Genomic DNA, 20,132 nt, shown 5'->3' with positions numbered 1-20,132 from the left:
CAGGTCGTTCTCTGTTAGACTTTTTGTTTGGCAATTATCAACGCGCCGACAATGGCGATCAGCAACAATACCCCGGCAATTTCAAAGGGCAGGACAAAATCCAGGAACAGCGCCCGTCCGATCAGTTCTGTGTGACCAACCTCAGCCAGCATGGCACTGGTCACCGCACCGCCGGTTCCCGTCGCATCACCGCTACGCACTAACTGGGTGGCTACCAACATCAGCAGCACAGAGACCAGCCCGCCCGCTGCGATACCATGGGTATAGCGCCCTTTGATCGTTTGCCCGAAGTTGAGCAGCATGATCACGAAGATGATCAACACCATAATGGCACCGGCGTAAACGATAATCTGAATAGCTGCCATAAAGGGTGACTCGAGCATAACGTAGAAAACTGCCAGACAAATAAAGGTCGTCACCAGATTCAGAGCGCTGTTAATCGGATTACGGCATTTGACAACAAAAAATGCCGATACAATCGCGACCCCTGCAACAAGATAAAAGAATAGAATTTCCATTGGGTACGCAGCTCCTTGTTACGACTTGAGAAGACGTGCTTTGTCATACATAAAATCACCACGCTTGAAGTTGGCCAGTTCATAAGCGCTCGTCATTTCGATAGCTTCAACCGGACAAGCCTCTACGCAGTAGCCACAGAAAATGCACCGCAGCAGATCGATTTCGTAGACTCTTGGATATTTTTCGCCCTTTTCGTTCTCTTCCGATTCCACCGTAATGCATTTAGCCGGGCAGACGGTCGGACACAGATAACAGGCGACACATTTTTCACGGTCCTGAGCAGGCACCAGGCGATGCAGGCCACGAAAGCGCGGGGAGATCTCCAGTCTCTGCTTGGGATATTCCACCGTCGTGGAATGCCCGGGCAGCAGATGCTTCAGCGTGATACTCAGGCCTTTGGCAAACTCTTTAAACATATCTATCCTCTACGCAACTTGTGGTTATTGCCAGAGCAGTACTGCAATACCGGTAATCACGATATTTGCAAGCGCCAGGGGGAGCATAACTTTCCAACCCATATGCATCAGTTGATCATAACGCAGACGCGGGAAGGTCGCCCGGATCCAGATAAAGAAGAACATGAAAGCAAAGACCTTGATCAGGAAGTTCATCCAGCCATAGAAGGGTCCGCTCCAGCCACCGAGGAACAGGGTTGCGGTGATGGCTGAAATAGTAATCATGTTGGCATACTCGGCCATGAAAAACAGGGCATACTTCATCGACGAATATTCAGTACAGAACCCGGAAACCAGCTCAGTCTCTGCTTCGGGAAGGTCAAATGGGGTGCGGTTGATCTCTGCCATCGAGGCAACAAGAAACAGACCGAAAGCCAGTGGCTGGCTAAAAATATACCAGTTGGGAATATACTTCAGGGCTTCTATACCCCAGAGAGGTCCCTGCTGCGCCAGCACGATGCCGCGCAGGCTCAAGGTTTCCGACAGCATGAAGACGGCGACAATGGAAAGTCCGGCCGCCAGTTCGTAGGAAATCATCTGCGCGGTCGAACGAATGCCGCCCAGCAAGGCATACTTACTATTGGATGCCAGACCTGCCAGAACGATTCCGTAGACCCCCAAGCCGGCCATCGCAAGGATAAACAGCACACCAAAGTTCAGATCGGTGATCTGCATCGGCACAACATACTGGATACCATCGTAGGTAAAGTGGAGATCGCCGCCGAAAGGAATAACGGCAATTGCGACGAAAGACGGGGCCAACAGCATCATCGGCGCCAGGGCAAAAGCAAACGGATGAGCCTGGGAAGGGGTCATATCCTCTTTAAAAAAGAGTTTCAACCCGTCGGCAATCGGCTGCAATAAACCTTTTGGACCGGTCATTGTCGGCCCAAGCCGAGTCTGCATACGTCCGATGATTTTACGCTCGGCATAGGTCGCATAAGCAACAATTAAAATCATGACCACAAAGGCCACCGCGATTTTAAGCAGCATCGCAACGGTAAATAGAACCGGTGTGTTCGAGAGTGTCAGAACTTCTGGCGTCATGACCATCCTCTTCCTTCTTCAGCTATGGCATTTCTGCCGATTTTAAGTCGATAGAAACTATCAACGGTACAATGTTGTATTTTCTGTTCAGAGCTTTGATGGCTCAACTGCGATAACAGACTGACCAGTGTAGATCTTGTTCAAACCTAGAGCCGCAAAATGATAGGGAGCGAAAATCACGCCCTTTGGTAAGCGGTTATCAACCTTGGCCTTGGACTGAATAGTCACTCCTGCAGCTTTGAGCTGAATCACGTCGCCGGTTTTTATCTTAAAGGTTGCTGCGTCGTCACGGCCAAGCTCAATGTAGGGTTCCGGACAAACGGACATGGGACCCTTTGAGCGCGTCGAAATCGAGCCGCTGTGATACAGCGCGCTGCCAACGACCAATTGATAATCAGCCTGCAGAGGTTCATTGCCGGCAACCGGAATAAGAACTTTTTTGAGCGGAGCCAGGGTCTCTCCACCCCAGACCTCACCTTGAGGACCGATCTGTTCATAGACGATACCGGCATAGCCGGCAACCTCTCCAGCCAGTTCGTCAAAAGCCGCCGCCGGTGTTGCCGGAGCAGATTTCTGCAACTTATTGAGTAGGGATTGAAACACAGCAAAGTCGGATTTAGCTTCGCCTGGTGATTTTATACCGGCTCTAATTCTTTGAATGCGCCGTTCAGCATTGGTAAAGGTGCCATCTTTTTCGGTAAAGGAAGCAGCCGGCAGGACGACATCAGCATATTTGGCTGAATCGCTCAGGAACAGATCCTGTACCACCAGGAACGATTTCTCCAGGGCCTTTTTGACCAGTCCCTGATCAGGGTAGGTAACAACGGGATCTTCACCAACCAGATAAAGCACCGGCAGGCTACCTTCAGCTGCACTGTTGAGCATTTGCTGTGCTCCCAGTCCCGCAGGACCTGGGGTAATCTGCAGATCTATAGCTCCCTGGCTGTTAGCTTTTTCACCACACAGGTATAATCCTGAGCCCTCGCGTCCAGCTATTCCAGTCAGCAGTGCCAGGTTTGAAGCTGCAACGGCGATTTCCTTGCTGTGTGCGGTATAGGGCAAGCCATAAGCAACAACGATGGCCGCATTTTTTGCGCCGACCAATTCGCGTGCGGTTTTTTTGATTGCTTCGGCGTCCGCGCCGACCATCTTGGCAACAGCTTCAGGAGTATAGTCTGCCAACGCCTTGGTTAGTTCAGCCAATCCTTGCAAATCATCTGTTTTTGCCAACCCTTCCGCAATGATGACCTGGCACAGGGCATTGATCATATTGATTTCGCAGCCCGGCTTATGCATCAGGGTGCGGGCATTAGGGAGCTTGCTTAACTTGCCGCGCTTGTCAGCAATCACTGCCAATTGTGCATCATTGCGGCGAATGGCCTGATTTATGACCATACCGAATACCGGATGGGTCTCGTAAAAATCGGAACGGATAGCCAGAATGGCGTTACACTTCTCAACCTGTGGAAAGGTGCCGGTTGAAGCACTGATCCCCATGGTTTCATTCAAACCTGCGGTGAGCCCCTGGTAACACTCACCCCCGGAGTGATCAAGGTGATGGGTACCAAGCGCTGAACTGATCCGTTTCAGCAACAGCAACTCTTCGTTGGTCAGGCGTGCACCACTGATAATACCGAGGTCCTTACCGGCCGACTTGAACTTTTCAACGATAGTTGCAAGGGCTTCATCCCAACTTGCCTCTTTCAGCTCACCGCCTTTACGAATCAAAGGCTTAATCAGACGCTTGGTATCGTTGACATAGGAATAGCCGAAGCGTCCACGGATACACAGGTTGCCATGGTTGACACCGGTGTCCTCATTGAAGCGGATGGTTTGAACCTGATTGTCCTTGACTCCGAGGGTTACGGTACAACCGTTGCCACAATAGCCACAAACCGTATCGATCTCTTTAAGCTGCCAGGGTCGTGCTTTGAATTTAAATGGACGCGGCAGAATGGCACCGACGGGACACATGGACACACACTGTCCACAGAACTCGCAATTCAATCCTCGATCAAAAGCGGTGGCAATCTTGGTTTCAAAACCACGGTTGATGAAAGAGTAAGAGCCGTAGCCAACCACTTCGTCACAGACCCGAACACATTTACCGCACAATACACAACGGTTCATGTTGCGCTCAATCAGGGGATTGACTTCGTCGGTCGGCAAATCGAACTTTTCCCCCTGAAAACGGTTGGTGACTACCTCATATTCGTAAGTCAGATCCTGCAGATCACATTCACCACCCTTATCACACACCGGACATTCAACCACGTGATTGACGAGGAGAAATTCAAGAACGGTTTTGCGGACCTTGTTAATCTCATCGGACGTAGTCGTAACCACCATCCCTTCGGTAACCGGCGTCGTACAAGAGGGGATCAACCGCCCCTTCATCTGCTCTACTTCGACCAGACAGATACGACAGGCGCCATAAGGAAGAAGTTTTTTGGCATAACAGAGCACCGGTATATAGATACCGTTCTCTTTGGCCGCCTCGTAGATTGTCGACGTTTTGGCGGTTGTGATCTGTTTTCCGTCAATCGTTAGATTAACCATCTTGACCTCTTATATTTCAAGCTGTGAACGCGATCAATCAATCGCCATGAAACGGCAAGCATCGTAACAGGAAGTACACCGGGTACATTTATCCAGGTTGATATAGGCGACTTTGCCCTTTTCCCACTCAATTGCATCCACCGGACAAACGCGCGGGCAAACACCACACTTCTTACATTTGTCTTCGATCACGCGGAAGTGCAACAGTTCCTTACAGCTGTGAGATGGACACTCCTTATCCTTGATATGGGTCTCATACTCGTTCCGGAAATAACGAATGGTTGATAAAACCGGATTCGGAGCGGTCTGGCCCAGACCACAGAGCGAACTCTTCTTGATATCGTGGGCCATATCCTGGAGCATTTCGATATCGCCCTCCTGTCCTTTGCCCTGGGTAATCCGCTCGAGAATTTCGAGCATAATCTTCAGGCCAATGCGACAGGGAATACATTTACCGCATGACTCAACCCGGGTGAAATTGAGGAAGAAGCGTGCAATATCAACCATACAGGTGGTCTCGTCCATCACCACCAGACCACCGGAACCCATCATTGCACCGGCTTTGATCAGCGAATCGTAATCAACCTCGGCATCCAGGGCCTCGGTCGGCAGACAACCACCGGAAGGACCGCCAGCCTGTACCGCTTTGAATTTGCGATTATTGAGAATGCCACCACAGACATCGTAGATGACTTCCTTCATGGTGGTTCCAGCCGGAACCTCAACCAGACCGGTGTGCTTGACCTTGCCGGTCAGAGCAAAAATCTTGGTTCCCTTGGTGCCTTCGGTACCGATAGAAGAAAACCAATCAGCGCCGTTATAGAAGATGTAAGCGACGTTAGCGAAGGTCTCAACATTATTGATGTTGGTCGGATAGCCCCACAAGCCGCGCACCGCTGGAAATGGTGGACGGGGACGGGACATGCCGCGCTGTCCCTCGATGGAGGCCATCAACGCCGTTTCTTCGCCACAGACAAAAGCTCCGGCACCGGCCTTGATGCGCATATCAAGGTCAAAGCCTAATCCCATGCAGTTCTTACCAAGAAATCCTTTTTCGTAACAGGTATCAATGGCAAGCTGCAAGCGCTTGATCGCCAGGGGATACTCAGCGCGCACATAGACATAGGCAAATTTACAGCCGATAGCATAGGCGCCGATCATCAAACCCTCGATCAGACCATAGGGGTCGCCTTCAAGCACTGAACGGTCCATAAAGGCCCCGGGGTCACCCTCGTCCGCATTACAGATCAGATACTTGGTATCGCCCGGAGATCCTTTGGCAAAGGACCATTTCAGACCGGTCGGGAAGCCACCACCGCCACGGCCACGCAGACCGGATTTCTTAACCTCGTTAATGACCTCGTCCTGGCTCATGGTGACGGCTTTTTGGATACCGGTAAATCCGCGATGAGCAAGAAAATCATCAAGACTTTCAGCGTCGATGGTGCCGCAGCGGGAGAAGATAATGCGTTGCTGCTTTTCGAGGAATTGGTGGTAATAAGGGCCTGCCACCTTTTTTTCGACCGGGTTGCCTCCCAGAACATGTTCGTCAACGATCTGGGGAACCAGGTCAGGGGTCACAAAATCGTAGGTGACCGGCTCTTCCCCCGGCTTGCAGATGTCAACCAGAACATCATTAGCACAGAGGCCGCGACAGCCGGTGGTGTTGACATCACAGGCACTGCCGATCTTGGCGGCAACACCCTTTTTTTCAAACTCCGCCTCAAAGGCTGCGACAACAGATGCAGCGCCGGAGGCTAGTCCACCTGTTCCTGTACAAATAAGGACCTTCAGATTTTCTGCAGTTTCGGACATAGAATCTTTCCTCGATACCAAAAGCGGTGTCTTTTTTGAGTCAGTCCATTGCCTTGTATTTTTCAATAACTTCGGCAGTTTTCTGGACAGTAATGCTGCCGTAGGTCGCATCATTGACCATAATGACGGGGGCCATTCCACAAGCACCGATACAGGCGACATACTCCGCTGTAAATTTCAGATCCTCAGTGGTTTCCGCATGACTAATTCCCAGTCTCTCAACAATCGCGTCGCCGATACGACCGGCCCCCTTAACGTGGCAGGCAGTCCCCATGCAGACACGGATAATGTACTTACCCCGCGGCTTGAGATGAAACTGGGCATAAAAGGTCAATACTCCGTAAATCTGACTGGCATAGACATTGAGCCGCTCGGCAGCCAGATGAACCGTTGCTTCCGGGATATAACCATAAGCTTCCTGGATCCCCTGCAAGACCGGCATCAGATTGCCATGAATATCGATGTACTTGTCGATCACCTCATTTGCTGCGGTCAGATCTATTTCTTCCAGTTCTTCGACCTGTTCCTCAGCTTGCTGCACGTTTTCTGTCATAGCATCCTCATAGTACAAGCGGGTAGATTAACGGTCGATTTCACCAAGAACGATGTCAAGGGTTCCGATAACGGCGATAACATCAGCCAGCAGGCGGCCCTCCACCATTTGTGGCAATCCCTGAAGATTGATAAAGGACGGTGGGCGCACCTTCATGCGATAAGGATGGGCACTGCCATCAGATACCAGATAGTAGCCAAGCTCGCCCTTAGGCGCTTCGATCCCCTGGTAAACCTCCCCAGCTTCCGGCTTAAACCCTTCAGTGATGATTTTGAAGTGATGAATCAAACCTTCGATGGTATTCACCACATCCTGCTTTGGCGGCAGCACAACTTTCGGACAATCTGCCAGGATTGGGCCCGGCTTCAGCTTATCTAGGGCCTGAAGAATAATCAGGCTCGCCTGGCGCATCTCGTCGAGTCGCACCTTGTAACGGGCGAAGGTATCCCCTTCCTGACGAACAGGAACTTCAAATTGATAGTCTTCATAGCCGCTGTAGGGATTGTCGCGACGCAGATCCCAGTCAACGCCGGAAGCGCGCAGGCCCGGTCCGGTAATCCCGATATCGATGGCTGCCTCGGCGGTGATGGTACCGACGCCGATGGTTCGCTTCTGCCAGATCCGGTTGCCGGTGAGCAGCCCTTCATATTCGTCAATATGGGCAGGCATCCCTTCCGCATACTCACGCATTGCCTGCTCAACACCGGCGGGAAGGTCAGCAGAGAGACCACCTACCCGGAAATAGTTAGAGGTCATCCGGGCGCCGGAAATCTTTTCGTACAGGTCGGTAATCACCTCACGCTCACGAAAGCAGTAGAGAAAAACGGTCATCGCACCAATATCCAGGGCGTGGGTCGCCAGCCATACGAGGTGACTTTTAAGCCGGGTCAACTCGGTCAGCAATACCCGGACAACCTTGGCCCGCTCAGGAATCTGATCCGTGATACCAAGCAACTTCTCAACCGCCAGGACATAGCCCAGATTGTTGCTCATGGGGGCCAGATAATCGAGCCGGTCGGTCAACGGAATAACCTGGTGGTAGGTGCGATGCTCGGAGAGCTTCTCAACACCGCGGTGCAGATAACCGATGTGCGGAGTTGCCTTGCGGACAATTTCACCATCAAGTTCCAGAATCAACTGCAACACCCCGTGAGTTGACGGGTGCTGAGGTCCCATATTGATGGTCATTAGTTCGTTGCTTTTCACTGCCATTGTATGCCTCACCCAGTTGTGGTTATGCCTGTCACCTGTAGATTAAGAAAGCCGTCCCTGATAGGGTTCACGATCCGGACCCTGAACAGGATAATCCTTACGCAGCGGATGACCGACCCAGTCTGCAGGCATCAGAATTCTGCGCGGATCAGGGTGACCAACAAAAGTGATCCCCATCAGATCCCAGCATTCCCGCTCCATCCAGTTGGCGGTACCCCAGACAGTACTCACCGTGGCAATCTGGGCGTCCTGCTCTTCCACCGGTGCCTTGAGGCGAAGCCGCTCTTTGGTGGTGATGTTATAGAGGTTGTAAACGACCATATAACGAGGAGTCTGACCAAGATAGTCAACGCTGCACAGATCACAAAGAAGGTTGTAGCCGCCGCTATCTCGCATAAAGGTACAGATATCGACAATTTTTTCCTTGTTGACGGTAACCGTCGTTTCTCCGCGAAACTCGACTACATCGATGATTTCGGAAGAAAATTTCGCCTTGAGTTTGTCTACAATTGCTAGATCGCTCATCGATTTATTCCTGTCATGAACAGTCGGCCGTCAAGCCTAACTGCGAATTACGTCACCAATGCCGATAGCCGCACCGAAGGTATTGCGCTCTGTGCGAATTTTTTCCTGCAGTTTCATCAACCCGTAGAGCAACCCCTCGGGGCGGGGCGGACAACCGGGGATGTAAACATCAACCGGAATGTGCTCGTCGATCCCCTGAACTGTGCTGTAGGTATCAAAAATACCACCGGAGGAGGCACAGGCACCCATGGCAATGACGTAGCGCGGCTCGGGCATCTGCTCATAAACGGTCTTGATGACCGGGAGCATTTTTTTAGTAACGGTCCCTGCGACAATCAGCACATCAGCCTGACGTGGTGATGCGCGGAACAGAATCCCCATGCGGTCAAGGTCAAAACGCGCAGCACCGGTTGCCATCATCTCGATGGCACAGCAGGCGAGACCGAAGGTCATGGGCCACATGGAACTTGCTCGCGACCAGTTAACCAGCTTATCAAGGCTCGTTGTGATGAAGCCGCTACCTAATGTTGTGGGCTGCACTACTCCCATTCCAGAGCTCCTTTTTTCCAGTCATAGATAAAGCCGATAACCAGCACGAAAATAAAAATCCCCATTGAGATAGCACCATACCAGCCTAACTGCTTGAACATAATGGCCCAGGGATAGAGAAAGGCTACCTCGACGTCGAAAACGATGAACGCAACGGCGACCAGATAGAATTTGACGGAAAAGCGCTCGTTGGCGTTGCCGATCGGCGGAACACCACACTCATATGGAGACATTTTCAATTCGCTGTAACGCTTGACTCCGATGAGCTTCGACAACACCACCGAACCGATTGCAAACGCGAAAGCGATGCCGATGACTACAATTATCGGCAAATAGAGATCCAACATAGGAAACGCTCCTTCCTTTCAAGACATTGTAGACGTGTCGCGGCCGCCGTCAAAACAGGTTTTAGCGCCACAGTGTGACGGAAATTAAGACAGTTGGCGTAACCCTGTCAAGCAAAAAATACAGTATACTGTATGCAATTGGTCTGACCTGTGTCGCTTTCTTTACATTGTAATTACAATAGTTTTTGCTTTCTAACAAAATTCAGAGTGTTTTTATCAACTAACCTGGTGGCGGTCCCTGGAGCAATCTGCAGCATCAGAAATGACACCTGAAGCATACGCCTTTGATACCTCAAGGATTTTTTAATCCCGACCAAAACCATCGTGTTTACAGTTGCCTCTATCGAACAGTTTAATCCGCGATTTACAAATTATTGCTGCGCAATCCCTTGTAACTTTTCCGCGTCAAACAAATATTCCGTGCAACAGTACTCACATCGCACGCTGGTTGGTTGATGCTGCTGGGCCAGGCTCAACAATTCTTCTGAGCCAAGGCCAATAAGCATCTGCTCTATCTGCTCGCGACTGCAGGGGCAGAAAAAGCACAAAGGAATACTTTCACAGATAGCGAAGCTTTTATTCCCGAAAATCCGGGCAAGAATCTCTGTCGGGGCAATTTTATCCCGCAGCATACTGGTGACTGGCGGCAAACCTTCGATGCGGTCAACCAGGGAATCAATTTTTTCCGGCAATTCCGGCGGCAGGGTTTGAATCAAAAAGCCCCCGGCAGCGGCTATAGCACCCGTGCTATCAAACTCAACCCCAAGCCCCAGACAGGACGGAACCTGCTCCGAACTACTCAGGTACCAGGCCAGATCCTCGCCAACCTCACTGGTCTGTAATTGCACCATGCTCTGATACGGCTTTTTCAGCCCCAGATCTTTTGTTACCGTCAAAAAACCGGCCCTGCCAATGGCTCCAGCCACATCAAATTTGTCGGCACGAGGGGGCAAACCCGGTAGTGGATTGCGGATGGTACCACGCAAACGCCCCCGGGCATCAGCTTCGACCGCCATTCGTCCGATCGGGCCATTACCTTCAACGGCCAGGGACAAGCGCTGATTACCCTTCAACAGTCCTGCCATCAGTGCGCCACCAGTTAACAGGCGCCCCAACGCAACCGTTGCAGTCAGATCGGTCTGCTGTTTGGCGCAGATTTCACTAACCGTGTGTGTAGTGACCGCAACCAGCCCGCGAAAGCATTTATCGGCACTGACAACCCGCCACAACATATCTTGCGCCAGGACATCCTCCTCGCTATTCCCCATCAGTCTTTTCCTTTGGTTTTTTCTTTGGTTTTTGGTTTAAATCTGCCGTAGCGTAGGTACCAACCTGGGGCCGTGCGGTGCTTCGCGCCGCAAGCCACCTCCTTGCCGTTATGAGCGCAATCGATAACCCTTACCTATCAACCAGGCCGCCCAGGCAAAGAGGGTAGCCGCCATAGACGCACTGATTCCAAAAGCAACGGCAAAACTGGTGTCGCCAACACCGATAATCGCATGGCGAAACCCATCAATCAGATAAAACAGGGGATTCAGATAGGAGAGGCTCGACCAGGGAGCCGGCAGAATGGATATGGGATAAAACACGCCACCCAGATAGATCAGCGGCAGAATCATGAAATTGGTATAGACCGACAGGGTATCAAAATTATGGGCGTAGATCGCCGCAATCAGGCCGAATTGAGCAAACAAAAAACTGGCGATCATCGCCATTAAGGCTGCCAGCAACGGATATTCCCAGGGCAGGGTAGCGAACAGCAGGGAAATCACCAGCACCACCGAGCCAACCAGCAGACCACGCAACATCGCCGCCAGGGTATAAGCCATGATGAACTGCGGTGGCGTCACCGGTGTCACCAGCAGGTCGACAATCCCGCCGAGATAACGTGACATAAACAGGGATGATGAGGTGTTGGCAAAGGAATTATTAATCACTCCCATGATAATCAGGCCGGGGATAACAAATTGCGCATAGCTGAACCCTTCCAGCACCGTTAAGCGGTTACCCAGGGTGGCGCCAAAGACAAACAGGTACAAAGAAGCGGTAACAATCGGCGCCAGCAGGGTCTGGGTCGAAACGCGCCGAAAGCGTAGAATCTCTTTACGCAACAGGGTGACGAAGGGCAGCCAGGCATAAAAACGATTATCAGGCTGCTGAACCATTATTGCCTCCGCCCATGCCGGTTAATTGAATAAAAACCTCTTCCAACCCGCTTTGATCGGTTTCGAAATCGCGGATATTCAACCCCGACTGGCACAATTGCTTAAGCATGGTGCCGGCATTGGCTCCGGCGGGGAGATTCAGCACCAGAACCGCCCCACCATGTTCAACGTTGGGGGCATACGCCTCCAACCCTGCGGGCAGCACAGCCAATGGCTCTTCAAGCCACAATTTGAGACGTCGATTGGAAAGTTTACGCACCAGATCATGGGTCGGCTCAAGGGCGATCATTTCACCATGATGCATGATGCCGATGCGGTCACACATCTGCTCGGCTTCTTCAAGATAGTGCGTCGTCAGTAAAATCGTTGTGCCCTTCTTATTGATTTCCCTGACAAACTCCCACAGTCCGTGGCGCAACTCGACATCAACCCCGGCGGTAGGTTCATCGAGAATCAGCAGGCGCGGACGGTGAATCAGCGCCTTGGCGATCATAAAGCGCCGCTTCATGCCACCTGAGAGTTTGATCATCACCTTGCCCAGGTGAGGGCGCAACCCGAGGCGATCGATCAACAGATTACGCCAGGCAGGATCATCCTTGACTCCGTAGTAGCCCGAGTGAATTTCCAACGCTTGTTGAATGGTGAAGAAATTGTCGATGACTATTTCCTGGTGAACAACCCCGAGCAAGCGGCGGGTATAGCGATAGTCTTTCTGGTTATCATAGCCAAAAGCCTGAACCTGTCCCCGGCCAATCCTGACGACACCGGCAACCATGTTGATGGTCGTGCTCTTGCCGGCACCATTGGGGCCAAGCAAGCCGAAGATTTCCCCCTCAGGAATGGCAAAAGAGAGGCCCTTGACGGCAGGTATACCGGCGAACTCTTTGTATAGATCGGTGATTTCGAGTGCATTCATGGTGCGAACTATATCTATCGTCTCCGCCTTATGCAACAGCATTCAAACTATTGAATTTATCAACACCCTTTGACCCCAAAAAAACAGCCCACATTAGGTGAGCTGTTTTTTTAATAACCATCTGATTTTAAGGGTTACTTGATTTCAAAAGTACCATCGGCCTTGTATTCTACCGCGTACGGAAGATAGACAACGCCTTTTTCGTTCTTGTAGTTGCCGTCTTCAATCTCATCCTGCAGAGCGAAAAAGGCACCACCGGAACGTGCGCCAGTTGCACAGACAAAGACAACCTTTTTGTCGATTGGCAACTTGGCAATAACAGCTTCGATATTATTGTAGAACTCACCATCTGGAATCAGAGTAGCACCGGGTATATGACCTTCGTCGAACTCACGCTCGCTCCGCACGTCAACGATAAACAAACTGCCGGCGGCGATTCCTTTATGCAGGTCCTCTTTACTGATCGTTGGGGAAGGCCCTTTAGGCACCTCAACGATTCCACTGGCATCATTACCCCAGGTGCCGTGACCGGCTTTTTTCCAGGCCGGGATACCTTCAGCGTAAACGCGTACTTTTTTGTAGCCCATAGCCAGTGCGGCATTGGCACTCTTATGACTCAAGTCACAGTGATGACCGCCGCAGTAGAAGATCAACAGGGTATCTTTGTCCGTCGGCAACAGGCCTTTTTTCTGTTCCCACAAAACCCAGGGAATTGAAATGGATCCGGGGATATGTTCTTTCTGGCTGACCAGATGGGGGCGCGCATCAATCAAGGCAAATCCACCCTTGGCACTGTCATCAACCAGCGCTTTTATCGGGCCAGTTTGAATAATGGTGTAGTTTCCTGCCGCGGTCCAGCCAGGCTCTCCTTCGTACCAGGCGCTGATGTTGGTAAACCCGAGAGCCTGTGCCTTTTCGCTTGCAGCCTTGGTAAAGGGACAGGCCAAACCACCACAATAGAAAATAACAGGTTTATCCTTAGGCAAATTGGGGATATCTGTCTCAAATTTCGGGGTCGCAATATGGATAGACCCCGGCACCGTGTCCGCCGTAAAACGGGTAATAGGACGGGTATCCACCAAGACAAACGTGTCGTTCTTATCCAGAGTTGCCTGGATCAGCGGGGCATCGCCGTATACTTCCTTGAACAGGGCCATGACCTCCTGGGTGGTGATGGCAATCTTGGGATCCTGTTCCACCAGTTTGGTGTGCCCCTGCGCCGACGGCGTTACTGCCGCTGTCGGTGCGGTTGTCGCGCAGCCGGCTGCAAACAGCAGCAGGGCGACAAGTGGCAGCAATGTGACTCGCAAAAATCGCATCCTTGACTCCTTTCCTTCGCGTTACGGGGTTATGAAATACAATGCAGCTAATTTCTTTATAAAATCAGCGCATTAGGATAATCCGTTCGCCAGATCCTGTGATCATCAAAGCGGGCAACGACTAGTGCTGTAACCTGCCCTTAATGATGCTCTTCAGCGTCCAGATTAAAAATCATATTGGCCGCGATATACATCAGCAGACACAGGCCGATGCCTCCCAAAACAATGCCAATCTCCGTTATCGTTGGTGCATAACTGACCAATCCACCGGCACCCACAACTTCGGGATCATAGCGCATCGGCTTAAGCTGACCGGCAACAACCAGGTTGTAACGCATGAAGAAAATTCCGACCATGCTGCTGGCTGCGGCAAAGACTGCCACTCCCAGATTTTTGCCCTTAGTAACCAGAATCAGCACAAAGGGTAATACCATCCCCAGAAACACTTCGAAACCCCAGTAGCTGACCCAAAGTGGTCCATTGACCAGTGCCATCATTGCCTCGTATTTTCCTGGAGCTCCGGCATACAGTGAAGAGAACAACTTCCAGATACCAAAAAAAATGAGCACGCCGAGCAGGAAGCAAAAAAGCTTGCTGATCGTTAACATGGTGTCACGCACATTATCAGGCATCTTCTCCTTCATATAACGTACGGCAAATAGCAGCAGGACAATGGCACAGCCGGTAACTGCTGCCGAAAGGATAAAATAGATCGGCAAAAAGGGACCACTCCACCACTTCCGCGCGTCAAGCAGTCCGAAAACGGCACCGAGATTGGAGTGTGCGGCAATCCCTGCGACAAAGGCCGCCAACCCCGCATAGCCGGCATATTTATGATGAACTTTCATCATAAATCCAAATTCCAACAGGATAAACAGCAGATATAAGCCGTACAGAGTACCCATCCACCAGATGGCCGCAGCAAAATTGGGGGAGACAAAATTGTAAATCAACATGCGGAAGGGATAGCCGATCTCTGTTGCAATGACGGCAAAACCGGCAAGAATAGTAGCAATTGCCATGACAATGGCGCGCTTACCGATCACCTCAAACTGCTTGAAGCCAAAAACGTGCCCCAGGGATGAGACCAGACACAGGCCGGTACTCGAAACCACAAAAAAAACATAGGTTGATATCAGGATGCCCCATGGTACCTGTCGCGAAGTGCCGTAGGCATCATGACCATGGATGAAGTAATTGACCAATGCTGCCAGACCAATGACAACCAGAATTCCGGCCCAAAGGGTCCATACGACTCCGCGGGGAGAAAAAGAACTCTTCACATTCTGGATTGCACTGCCAATCAGTGTACTCATATCTTTGCACCTCACGTCAGGTAGTAGAGATTTGGTTTGGTTCCGGCTTCCGGCTTGATGACAAAATAATGCCGACTTGCCAGAATCTTGGAAACCTCACTCTCAGGATCGTTTAAATCGCCGAAAACCCTGACTTTCGTCGGACAGGTGTCGACACAGGCCGGTAATTTCCCGGTGTAGATACGATGGGCACAGAAGGTACATTTATCGATGGCTTTTTTCTGCTTGGATACGTAGCGGGCGTCATAGGGACAGGCTGCGATACAGGTTGAGCAGACGATACAGCGCTTATAATCCATCATGATCAGCCCATCGTCATTTTTATAGGTCGCGCTGGTCGGGCATACCTTATAGCACGGGGTGTTGGCGCAATGATGGCACTGACTTGGCTCGAAACGCTGCTTCAGGTTCGGGTAAGTCCCCTCAACACCCTTGGAGGTAATCCAGTTACGGTACACTTCGCGGCGCCCATTGGCTTCGATTCCATTTTCACGCTTACAGGCAACGTCACAGGCCTTGCAGTCGATACATTTTGCTGAGTCGATGACCATCGCCCAGTGTTTGTTTTTTGCTCCGGCCATGGCTTAAACCCTCCTTATTTCTACAATCGTTTCATGCATCAGCGCATTACCTGAAATCGACTCGAAATGTGATTCAAGAATTGCTGCCTGGGCCGCTCCTTTGCCATGAACCAGACGCTTGGCCTTGGAAAGGCTGCCGTAGCCATGAGCATAGAACACACAGTCAGGGCGAATGGCCTCGGTCACCCTCGCCTTAATCTTCACTTCACCACCGGTGCGGTTTTTCATCTGCACGGTATCCCCGGATTTGATGCCGAGCTTTTTCGCTGACTTGGTATTGATCCAGACGCTGTTTTCCGACATGTGCCAGTTCAGTTCCGGAAAGGCCGCTGTCATTGAGTGCGTATGAATCGCATGGCGCCCGACTAAAAAGCGGAAGCGGTTTTCGGGGATTTCTTCGACTGGCTTATAGGTCGGCAGCGGGTCGAGACCACGGCCGGCAAAATCTTCACTGTAAAACTCCACCTTTCCGCTCGGTGTGTTGATGGCATTTTTACCGCTGCGATAGGCGCCGATTTCCGCTTTGCGGCCATCGGTGAAAAAGCCCTTTTCCTTAAGCATTTCCAGACTACCGGGATAGTCGGCCATGAAGTTGCGGGCATGACTTTCAACGTCCCCTTCAAAATACTCATTCAGGAAGTCACCATCCTCATCGGCAAAATACCCGGCCAGTCCCTTGATGATGTCAAAACCGGGCTTGGTATCATACAGAGGCTGGATGAGGGGCTGACGAATCACGACATAAGGCACGATGCCGGCCAGGCTGTAGGGCGGATCAAAGCGTTCCAGATAATTTGACTCGGGCAATACCACATCGGCATGCCAGGCGGTATCACTCATGTAGGTATCAATAGAAACGATAATGTCGAGTTTATCGAATAGTTCTAGTGTCTTACTACGATCCGGAACCGAGTCAACCACATTCTGTTTGTAAATAAACAATCCACGGATAGCGTACGGATCAGCCCTCAAAGCACGCTCGCGCCAGGCAATCCAGGAGCCATCACGGGGATTAAGGAAGGTTACGTCATCCGCTTCAAGTCGCGGTCTGGTCAAGTCGTACCAGGCCGGCTCGTAAAAATAGTTCCGCAGCGGAATCGACGCATTAGGAATCAGGCCACCGGGGCGATCAAAGCTGCCACAGATGGCATTGACCATGGCGACAGCCCGACGCATCTGCACATCTTCACCCTGCCAACCGGAACGACGGCCGGGATAGTAGACAGCGCCCGGAGTCGAAGCAAAATCACGGGCTATTTTCTCAATTTCTGCCGCCGGAATCTCTGTTTCCAGCTCGGCCCAACGTGGCGTGTATTGCCTGACATGCTGCGCCAACTCGTCAAAGCCGACACAATGGTTACTCACAAACTCTTTGTCATAGCGATTTTCACCAATGATCACATGCATCATTGCCAAAGCAAAGGCCATGTCGGTACCCGGCTTGATCGGATACCATCTGGTGGCTTTAGCCGCCGTCCTGGTAAAACGCGGGTCAAGACAGATGATCGTTTTTCTGGGATCGCCGAACATGTCCATGGTGTCAGGAGTAAAGAAGGACTCGGCACGATCTGCCCCGGCAAGAATGATATAGGGGGAATTTTTTACATCTGCCCAGGGATAGGTACCAAAAACCGACATGTTACCGCGAATATTGGAGCTCAGACAGAGGGTTGGATGACGCAAGGAGTTGGGCGAACCAAAAATTTCGCGAAACTGGTTCCAGTAATGTTCGTGGTAAGTGCCTTCGGAAGAAACAAAACCAATGCAGGAACGGTGGCCCCCTTCTTCCGCAACGACCTTGTTGGTTTTTTCGGCAATATAAGCATAAGCTTCATCCCAGGTGGCTTTTTTCCACTTGCCCTCTCCGCGCTTACCGGTGCGGATCAGCGGATATTTTACCCGGTCCGGGTCATAGGGGGTCGCTGCGCCTGCATTACCGCGCGCGCACATCATCCCCCGTGCTTTGGTAAACTCCGGCTCCGGCTCCAGACGCCTGATGACACCATCGACAACCTGCCCGCGGAAAACGCATTTATTGGTACAAATGGCACAGCTCGAGGCAACATAATTGAGAACCCCACTTGGCTGTTTCCCAGCCTCCGCCCAGCCGGCAAAACGCATCCCTGCCACCGGGACCAAGCCTAAGCAGCCGATCCCCGCAACCGAGCCTTTAAGAAAATTCCTGCGAGATATGCTCATTTTCAGTCAATCTCCTTGATTTTTTAATATTCCCAGGACTTCCCGGTTCTTGCCCCCCCCTGTTCCCGCAAGGGCGCGAAGCAATAATATTTTCAAGTCGCGGCATTAAAGATAAGAATTTCAGGCAGCTCTTCTATTATCCGGCAAAGCTCTTTACCTGCATCAGCATAGAGGCCCGTCTTATCGTGTTCTTTCAGGGTCTCGGCAAAAAGACGGGGCCAACGCTGGTAAAAACTGGATACCAGGGAGCGGACATCAGCCTCACTGCCCTCTACCGACAACATTAACACCAACACTTCCACCATCATTGGTATGTAATCGGGCGGAAAAGAAGCATCAATCTCTATGCCCGCTTCTCTACAAAAGCCACTGAATCGCGACATGAAATTGAGGCGATCTTCTTTTTCTACATAGCAACCGGCAAAAGGAGGAGCGCTAACTCCGCCGAGATCGTTGATGAATAAACGTACATAACAGTTTTCCAACTTCTCAAAGCTGAAGCCACAAAGCTCAGCGATCTCGGCCGTTGGATAATCAAGCAACGCGACCAGTTCAAGCAGGCGTTGACCAATCTGCTGTTTATTTTGAGTTGTCACAAAGTCAACTTAACCGCAGGATTCAGGCTTCTGATTCATCGGATCATCGGAATCAGAAGCGTGGCTGTGAAGAAACAAAAATACGTGATTGATAGCGCGCTGGGTCAAGCCAGCGCCACCACAGGGAAGCTTGTCTTTGTCAGTCGTGAGCAGCTGTTGCCATTCGGCACGGGTGTGCGCTCCGGGAACAGGGATCTGTTCATCACATTTTTGTGCTTGTCCGGTAAACCAGGCCCACTGACCACGATCCTTGTTGGCACTCTCCCAACCGCTGATATCAAAAGCCATTGCACCGGCTGGAAGGGTCAAGGCTGCTGCAACAATAAGTACCAATACTTTCTTCATGATGAGACTCCTTTTTAGACAGATTGTTCGTTCTAAAGTTTGCGCCAAAAATAACGTTGCTATTCAGCTCTATCCTTGCACCGGGCCTTTGAATCCCATGTCAAGGGACGCGATTGTTTCCCGCCGGGTCATCCATGACCGCTTTTTGTCGCCGTCCATGGCGACAAAAACCCTTGCCGCAGGATCCAAAGGCCCGGTGCTGAACAGATACAAAATAACAATGTCAAATGGTACCATCGCGGTAAAATCAAACACTGTTATAGAAAGAATGTTCTTTTTTATTGCTGATTATAAAAAATACCCGCTTGGGGCTGATTAAACCTGTTTGTAAAAAACATTAACGCAACTGTAACTGCTTCACCCTCAACTGTCAACAAAAACCGTGGTCACGCGCACTGACAAACTGCGCAATTACACAGTTTTTGTTTCTCACGCTTTAATGGCATCCCAGGCGTTCTGAATAAACTCGGCGCTCAACTCCGACAAGGGCCTGGGCAGAACACACTGCAAATTAAGCTGCGCCGCGCGCAGAATAATTCCGGTAAAACTCACTGCACTGACAAAAAAATCCCCTTGTTTCACCTCTCCGCGCGACATCCCCTCGGTTACGATCTGCCTAACAAGGCGAAAGGGTTCGGTCAGACAAACCGGCGGCATGTCCTCCAAAAAATCGGCGTGGCGCATGAACAACAGATACTCCATCCTGGTGGGATCTTTTTCTGTCACCTCAAAGACTATTTCCGCAAAGGCGTGCAGCTTATCGTAAGTACTTTCACGGTCTCTCAGTCGTTCCAGAAACATCGCGTGAAAATCCTTCATGGTTTCCGCCTGCACCGTCGCCGCCAGATTTTCCTTGCTGCCAAACAAATTATAGATGGCGCCGGTACTGACACCTGAATCCTGAACAATATCCGGTACTGAAACCCGATGGTAGCCCTTCCGGACAAAGAGCTGGCGGGCAGACTCGAGAACACAGCGGGCCTTATTTTCCGGATCGATAGTACGTACTTTAAGTCGGCCAGGGGGACTTATCGGCGCCTTGACATGTTGCATTGTAAACACTCCATAAATTTTGAACGATTATTCTTTCTCTTTTTTTAAAAAGCAACAATAA

20 protein-coding genes are annotated in these 20,132 nt (G+C 51.1%); all 20 read right to left on the bottom strand.

The features are described from left to right. Positions 1 to 14: 14 nt before the first annotated feature. On the bottom strand, positions 15 to 518 hold the full coding sequence (locus AC6F7T_RS13755) for an NADH-quinone oxidoreductase subunit J (protein WP_500719762.1): 504 nt from the start codon (positions 516 to 518) through the stop codon (positions 15 to 17). An 18-nt stretch (positions 519 to 536) separates the two neighbouring features. Beyond that, positions 537 to 935 (bottom strand): NADH-quinone oxidoreductase subunit NuoI, encoded by a 399-nt coding sequence (gene nuoI, locus AC6F7T_RS13750; protein WP_500719760.1) that lies wholly within the window; start codon positions 933 to 935, stop codon positions 537 to 539. Positions 936 to 959: 24 nt separating this feature from the next. Continuing rightward, entirely contained in the window at positions 960 to 2,021 is a 1,062-nt protein-coding gene (gene nuoH / locus AC6F7T_RS13745; RefSeq protein WP_500719758.1) for an NADH-quinone oxidoreductase subunit NuoH, read from the bottom strand. 87 nt (positions 2,022 to 2,108) lie between these two features. Further along, positions 2,109 to 4,580, bottom strand: coding sequence for a molybdopterin-dependent oxidoreductase (locus AC6F7T_RS13740; protein WP_500719756.1), 2,472 nt, complete (start codon positions 4,578 to 4,580; stop codon positions 2,109 to 2,111). A 33-nt stretch (positions 4,581 to 4,613) separates the two neighbouring features. After that, positions 4,614 to 6,395 (bottom strand): NADH-quinone oxidoreductase subunit NuoF, encoded by a 1,782-nt coding sequence (gene nuoF / locus AC6F7T_RS13735; RefSeq protein WP_500719754.1) that lies wholly within the window; start codon positions 6,393 to 6,395, stop codon positions 4,614 to 4,616. A 40-nt stretch (positions 6,396 to 6,435) separates the two neighbouring features. Next, positions 6,436 to 6,948, bottom strand: coding sequence for an NADH-quinone oxidoreductase subunit NuoE (gene nuoE, locus AC6F7T_RS13730; RefSeq protein ID WP_191154327.1), 513 nt, complete (start codon positions 6,946 to 6,948; stop codon positions 6,436 to 6,438). A gap of 27 nt (positions 6,949 to 6,975) precedes the next feature. Continuing rightward, positions 6,976 to 8,154 carry an NADH dehydrogenase (quinone) subunit D gene (gene nuoD / locus AC6F7T_RS13725; protein ID WP_500719790.1) on the bottom strand — a complete coding sequence of 393 codons (1,179 nt, stop codon included), beginning with the start codon at positions 8,152 to 8,154 and terminating at the stop codon, positions 6,976 to 6,978. Positions 8,155 to 8,202: 48 nt separating this feature from the next. Then, positions 8,203 to 8,685, bottom strand: coding sequence for an NADH-quinone oxidoreductase subunit C (locus tag AC6F7T_RS13720; RefSeq protein WP_500719752.1), 483 nt, complete (start codon positions 8,683 to 8,685; stop codon positions 8,203 to 8,205). 36 nt (positions 8,686 to 8,721) lie between these two features. Further along, positions 8,722 to 9,234 carry an NADH-quinone oxidoreductase subunit NuoB gene (locus AC6F7T_RS13715; protein ID WP_500719750.1) on the bottom strand — a complete coding sequence of 171 codons (513 nt, stop codon included), beginning with the start codon at positions 9,232 to 9,234 and terminating at the stop codon, positions 8,722 to 8,724. Beyond that, positions 9,225 to 9,581: an NADH-quinone oxidoreductase subunit A gene (locus AC6F7T_RS13710; protein WP_500719748.1), complete on the bottom strand. Its 357-nt coding sequence runs from the start codon at positions 9,579 to 9,581 to the stop codon at positions 9,225 to 9,227. The genes AC6F7T_RS13715 and AC6F7T_RS13710 overlap by 10 nt, the downstream gene beginning before the upstream one ends. A 371-nt stretch (positions 9,582 to 9,952) precedes the next feature. Next, positions 9,953 to 10,849, bottom strand: a complete 897-nt coding sequence (gene hslO / locus AC6F7T_RS13705) for an Hsp33 family molecular chaperone HslO (protein WP_500719746.1) — start codon at positions 10,847 to 10,849, stop codon at positions 9,953 to 9,955. Between the two features lie 108 nt (positions 10,850 to 10,957). Further along, the gene (locus tag AC6F7T_RS13700; protein WP_500719744.1) at positions 10,958 to 11,746 is read right to left on the bottom strand and encodes an ABC transporter permease; all 789 of its coding nucleotides are present in this window, start codon (positions 11,744 to 11,746) and stop codon (positions 10,958 to 10,960) included. After that, positions 11,730 to 12,662: an ATP-binding cassette domain-containing protein gene (locus AC6F7T_RS13695; protein WP_500719743.1), complete on the bottom strand. Its 933-nt coding sequence runs from the start codon at positions 12,660 to 12,662 to the stop codon at positions 11,730 to 11,732. The genes AC6F7T_RS13700 and AC6F7T_RS13695 overlap by 17 nt, the downstream gene beginning before the upstream one ends. A gap of 134 nt (positions 12,663 to 12,796) precedes the next feature. Next, on the bottom strand, positions 12,797 to 13,981 hold the full coding sequence (locus tag AC6F7T_RS13690) for a rhodanese-like domain-containing protein (RefSeq protein WP_500719741.1): 1,185 nt from the start codon (positions 13,979 to 13,981) through the stop codon (positions 12,797 to 12,799). Positions 13,982 to 14,121: 140 nt separating this feature from the next. Then, positions 14,122 to 15,297 (bottom strand): NrfD/PsrC family molybdoenzyme membrane anchor subunit, encoded by a 1,176-nt coding sequence (gene nrfD / locus AC6F7T_RS13685; RefSeq protein WP_500719739.1) that lies wholly within the window; start codon positions 15,295 to 15,297, stop codon positions 14,122 to 14,124. A gap of 11 nt (positions 15,298 to 15,308) precedes the next feature. Further along, complete coding sequence (locus tag AC6F7T_RS13680; protein ID WP_500719738.1) at positions 15,309 to 15,878, bottom strand: 4Fe-4S dicluster domain-containing protein; 570 nt, start codon at positions 15,876 to 15,878, stop codon at positions 15,309 to 15,311. A gap of 3 nt (positions 15,879 to 15,881) precedes the next feature. Continuing rightward, complete coding sequence (locus AC6F7T_RS13675) at positions 15,882 to 18,077, bottom strand: molybdopterin-dependent oxidoreductase (RefSeq protein ID WP_500719736.1); 2,196 nt, start codon at positions 18,075 to 18,077, stop codon at positions 15,882 to 15,884. A gap of 92 nt (positions 18,078 to 18,169) precedes the next feature. Further along, complete coding sequence (locus AC6F7T_RS13670; protein WP_500719734.1) at positions 18,170 to 18,673, bottom strand: molecular chaperone TorD family protein; 504 nt, start codon at positions 18,671 to 18,673, stop codon at positions 18,170 to 18,172. Between the two features lie 9 nt (positions 18,674 to 18,682). Then, positions 18,683 to 19,018 (bottom strand): hypothetical protein, encoded by a 336-nt coding sequence (locus AC6F7T_RS13665; protein ID WP_500719732.1) that lies wholly within the window; start codon positions 19,016 to 19,018, stop codon positions 18,683 to 18,685. Between the two features lie 429 nt (positions 19,019 to 19,447). Then, positions 19,448 to 20,071, bottom strand: a complete 624-nt coding sequence (locus tag AC6F7T_RS13660) for a TetR family transcriptional regulator (protein WP_500719730.1) — start codon at positions 20,069 to 20,071, stop codon at positions 19,448 to 19,450. Between the last annotated feature and the right edge of the window lie 61 nt (positions 20,072 to 20,132).

The sequence above is a fragment of the Pelovirga sp. genome, assembly GCF_059864205.1.
This window is presented reverse-complemented; position numbering and strand designations above follow the sequence as displayed.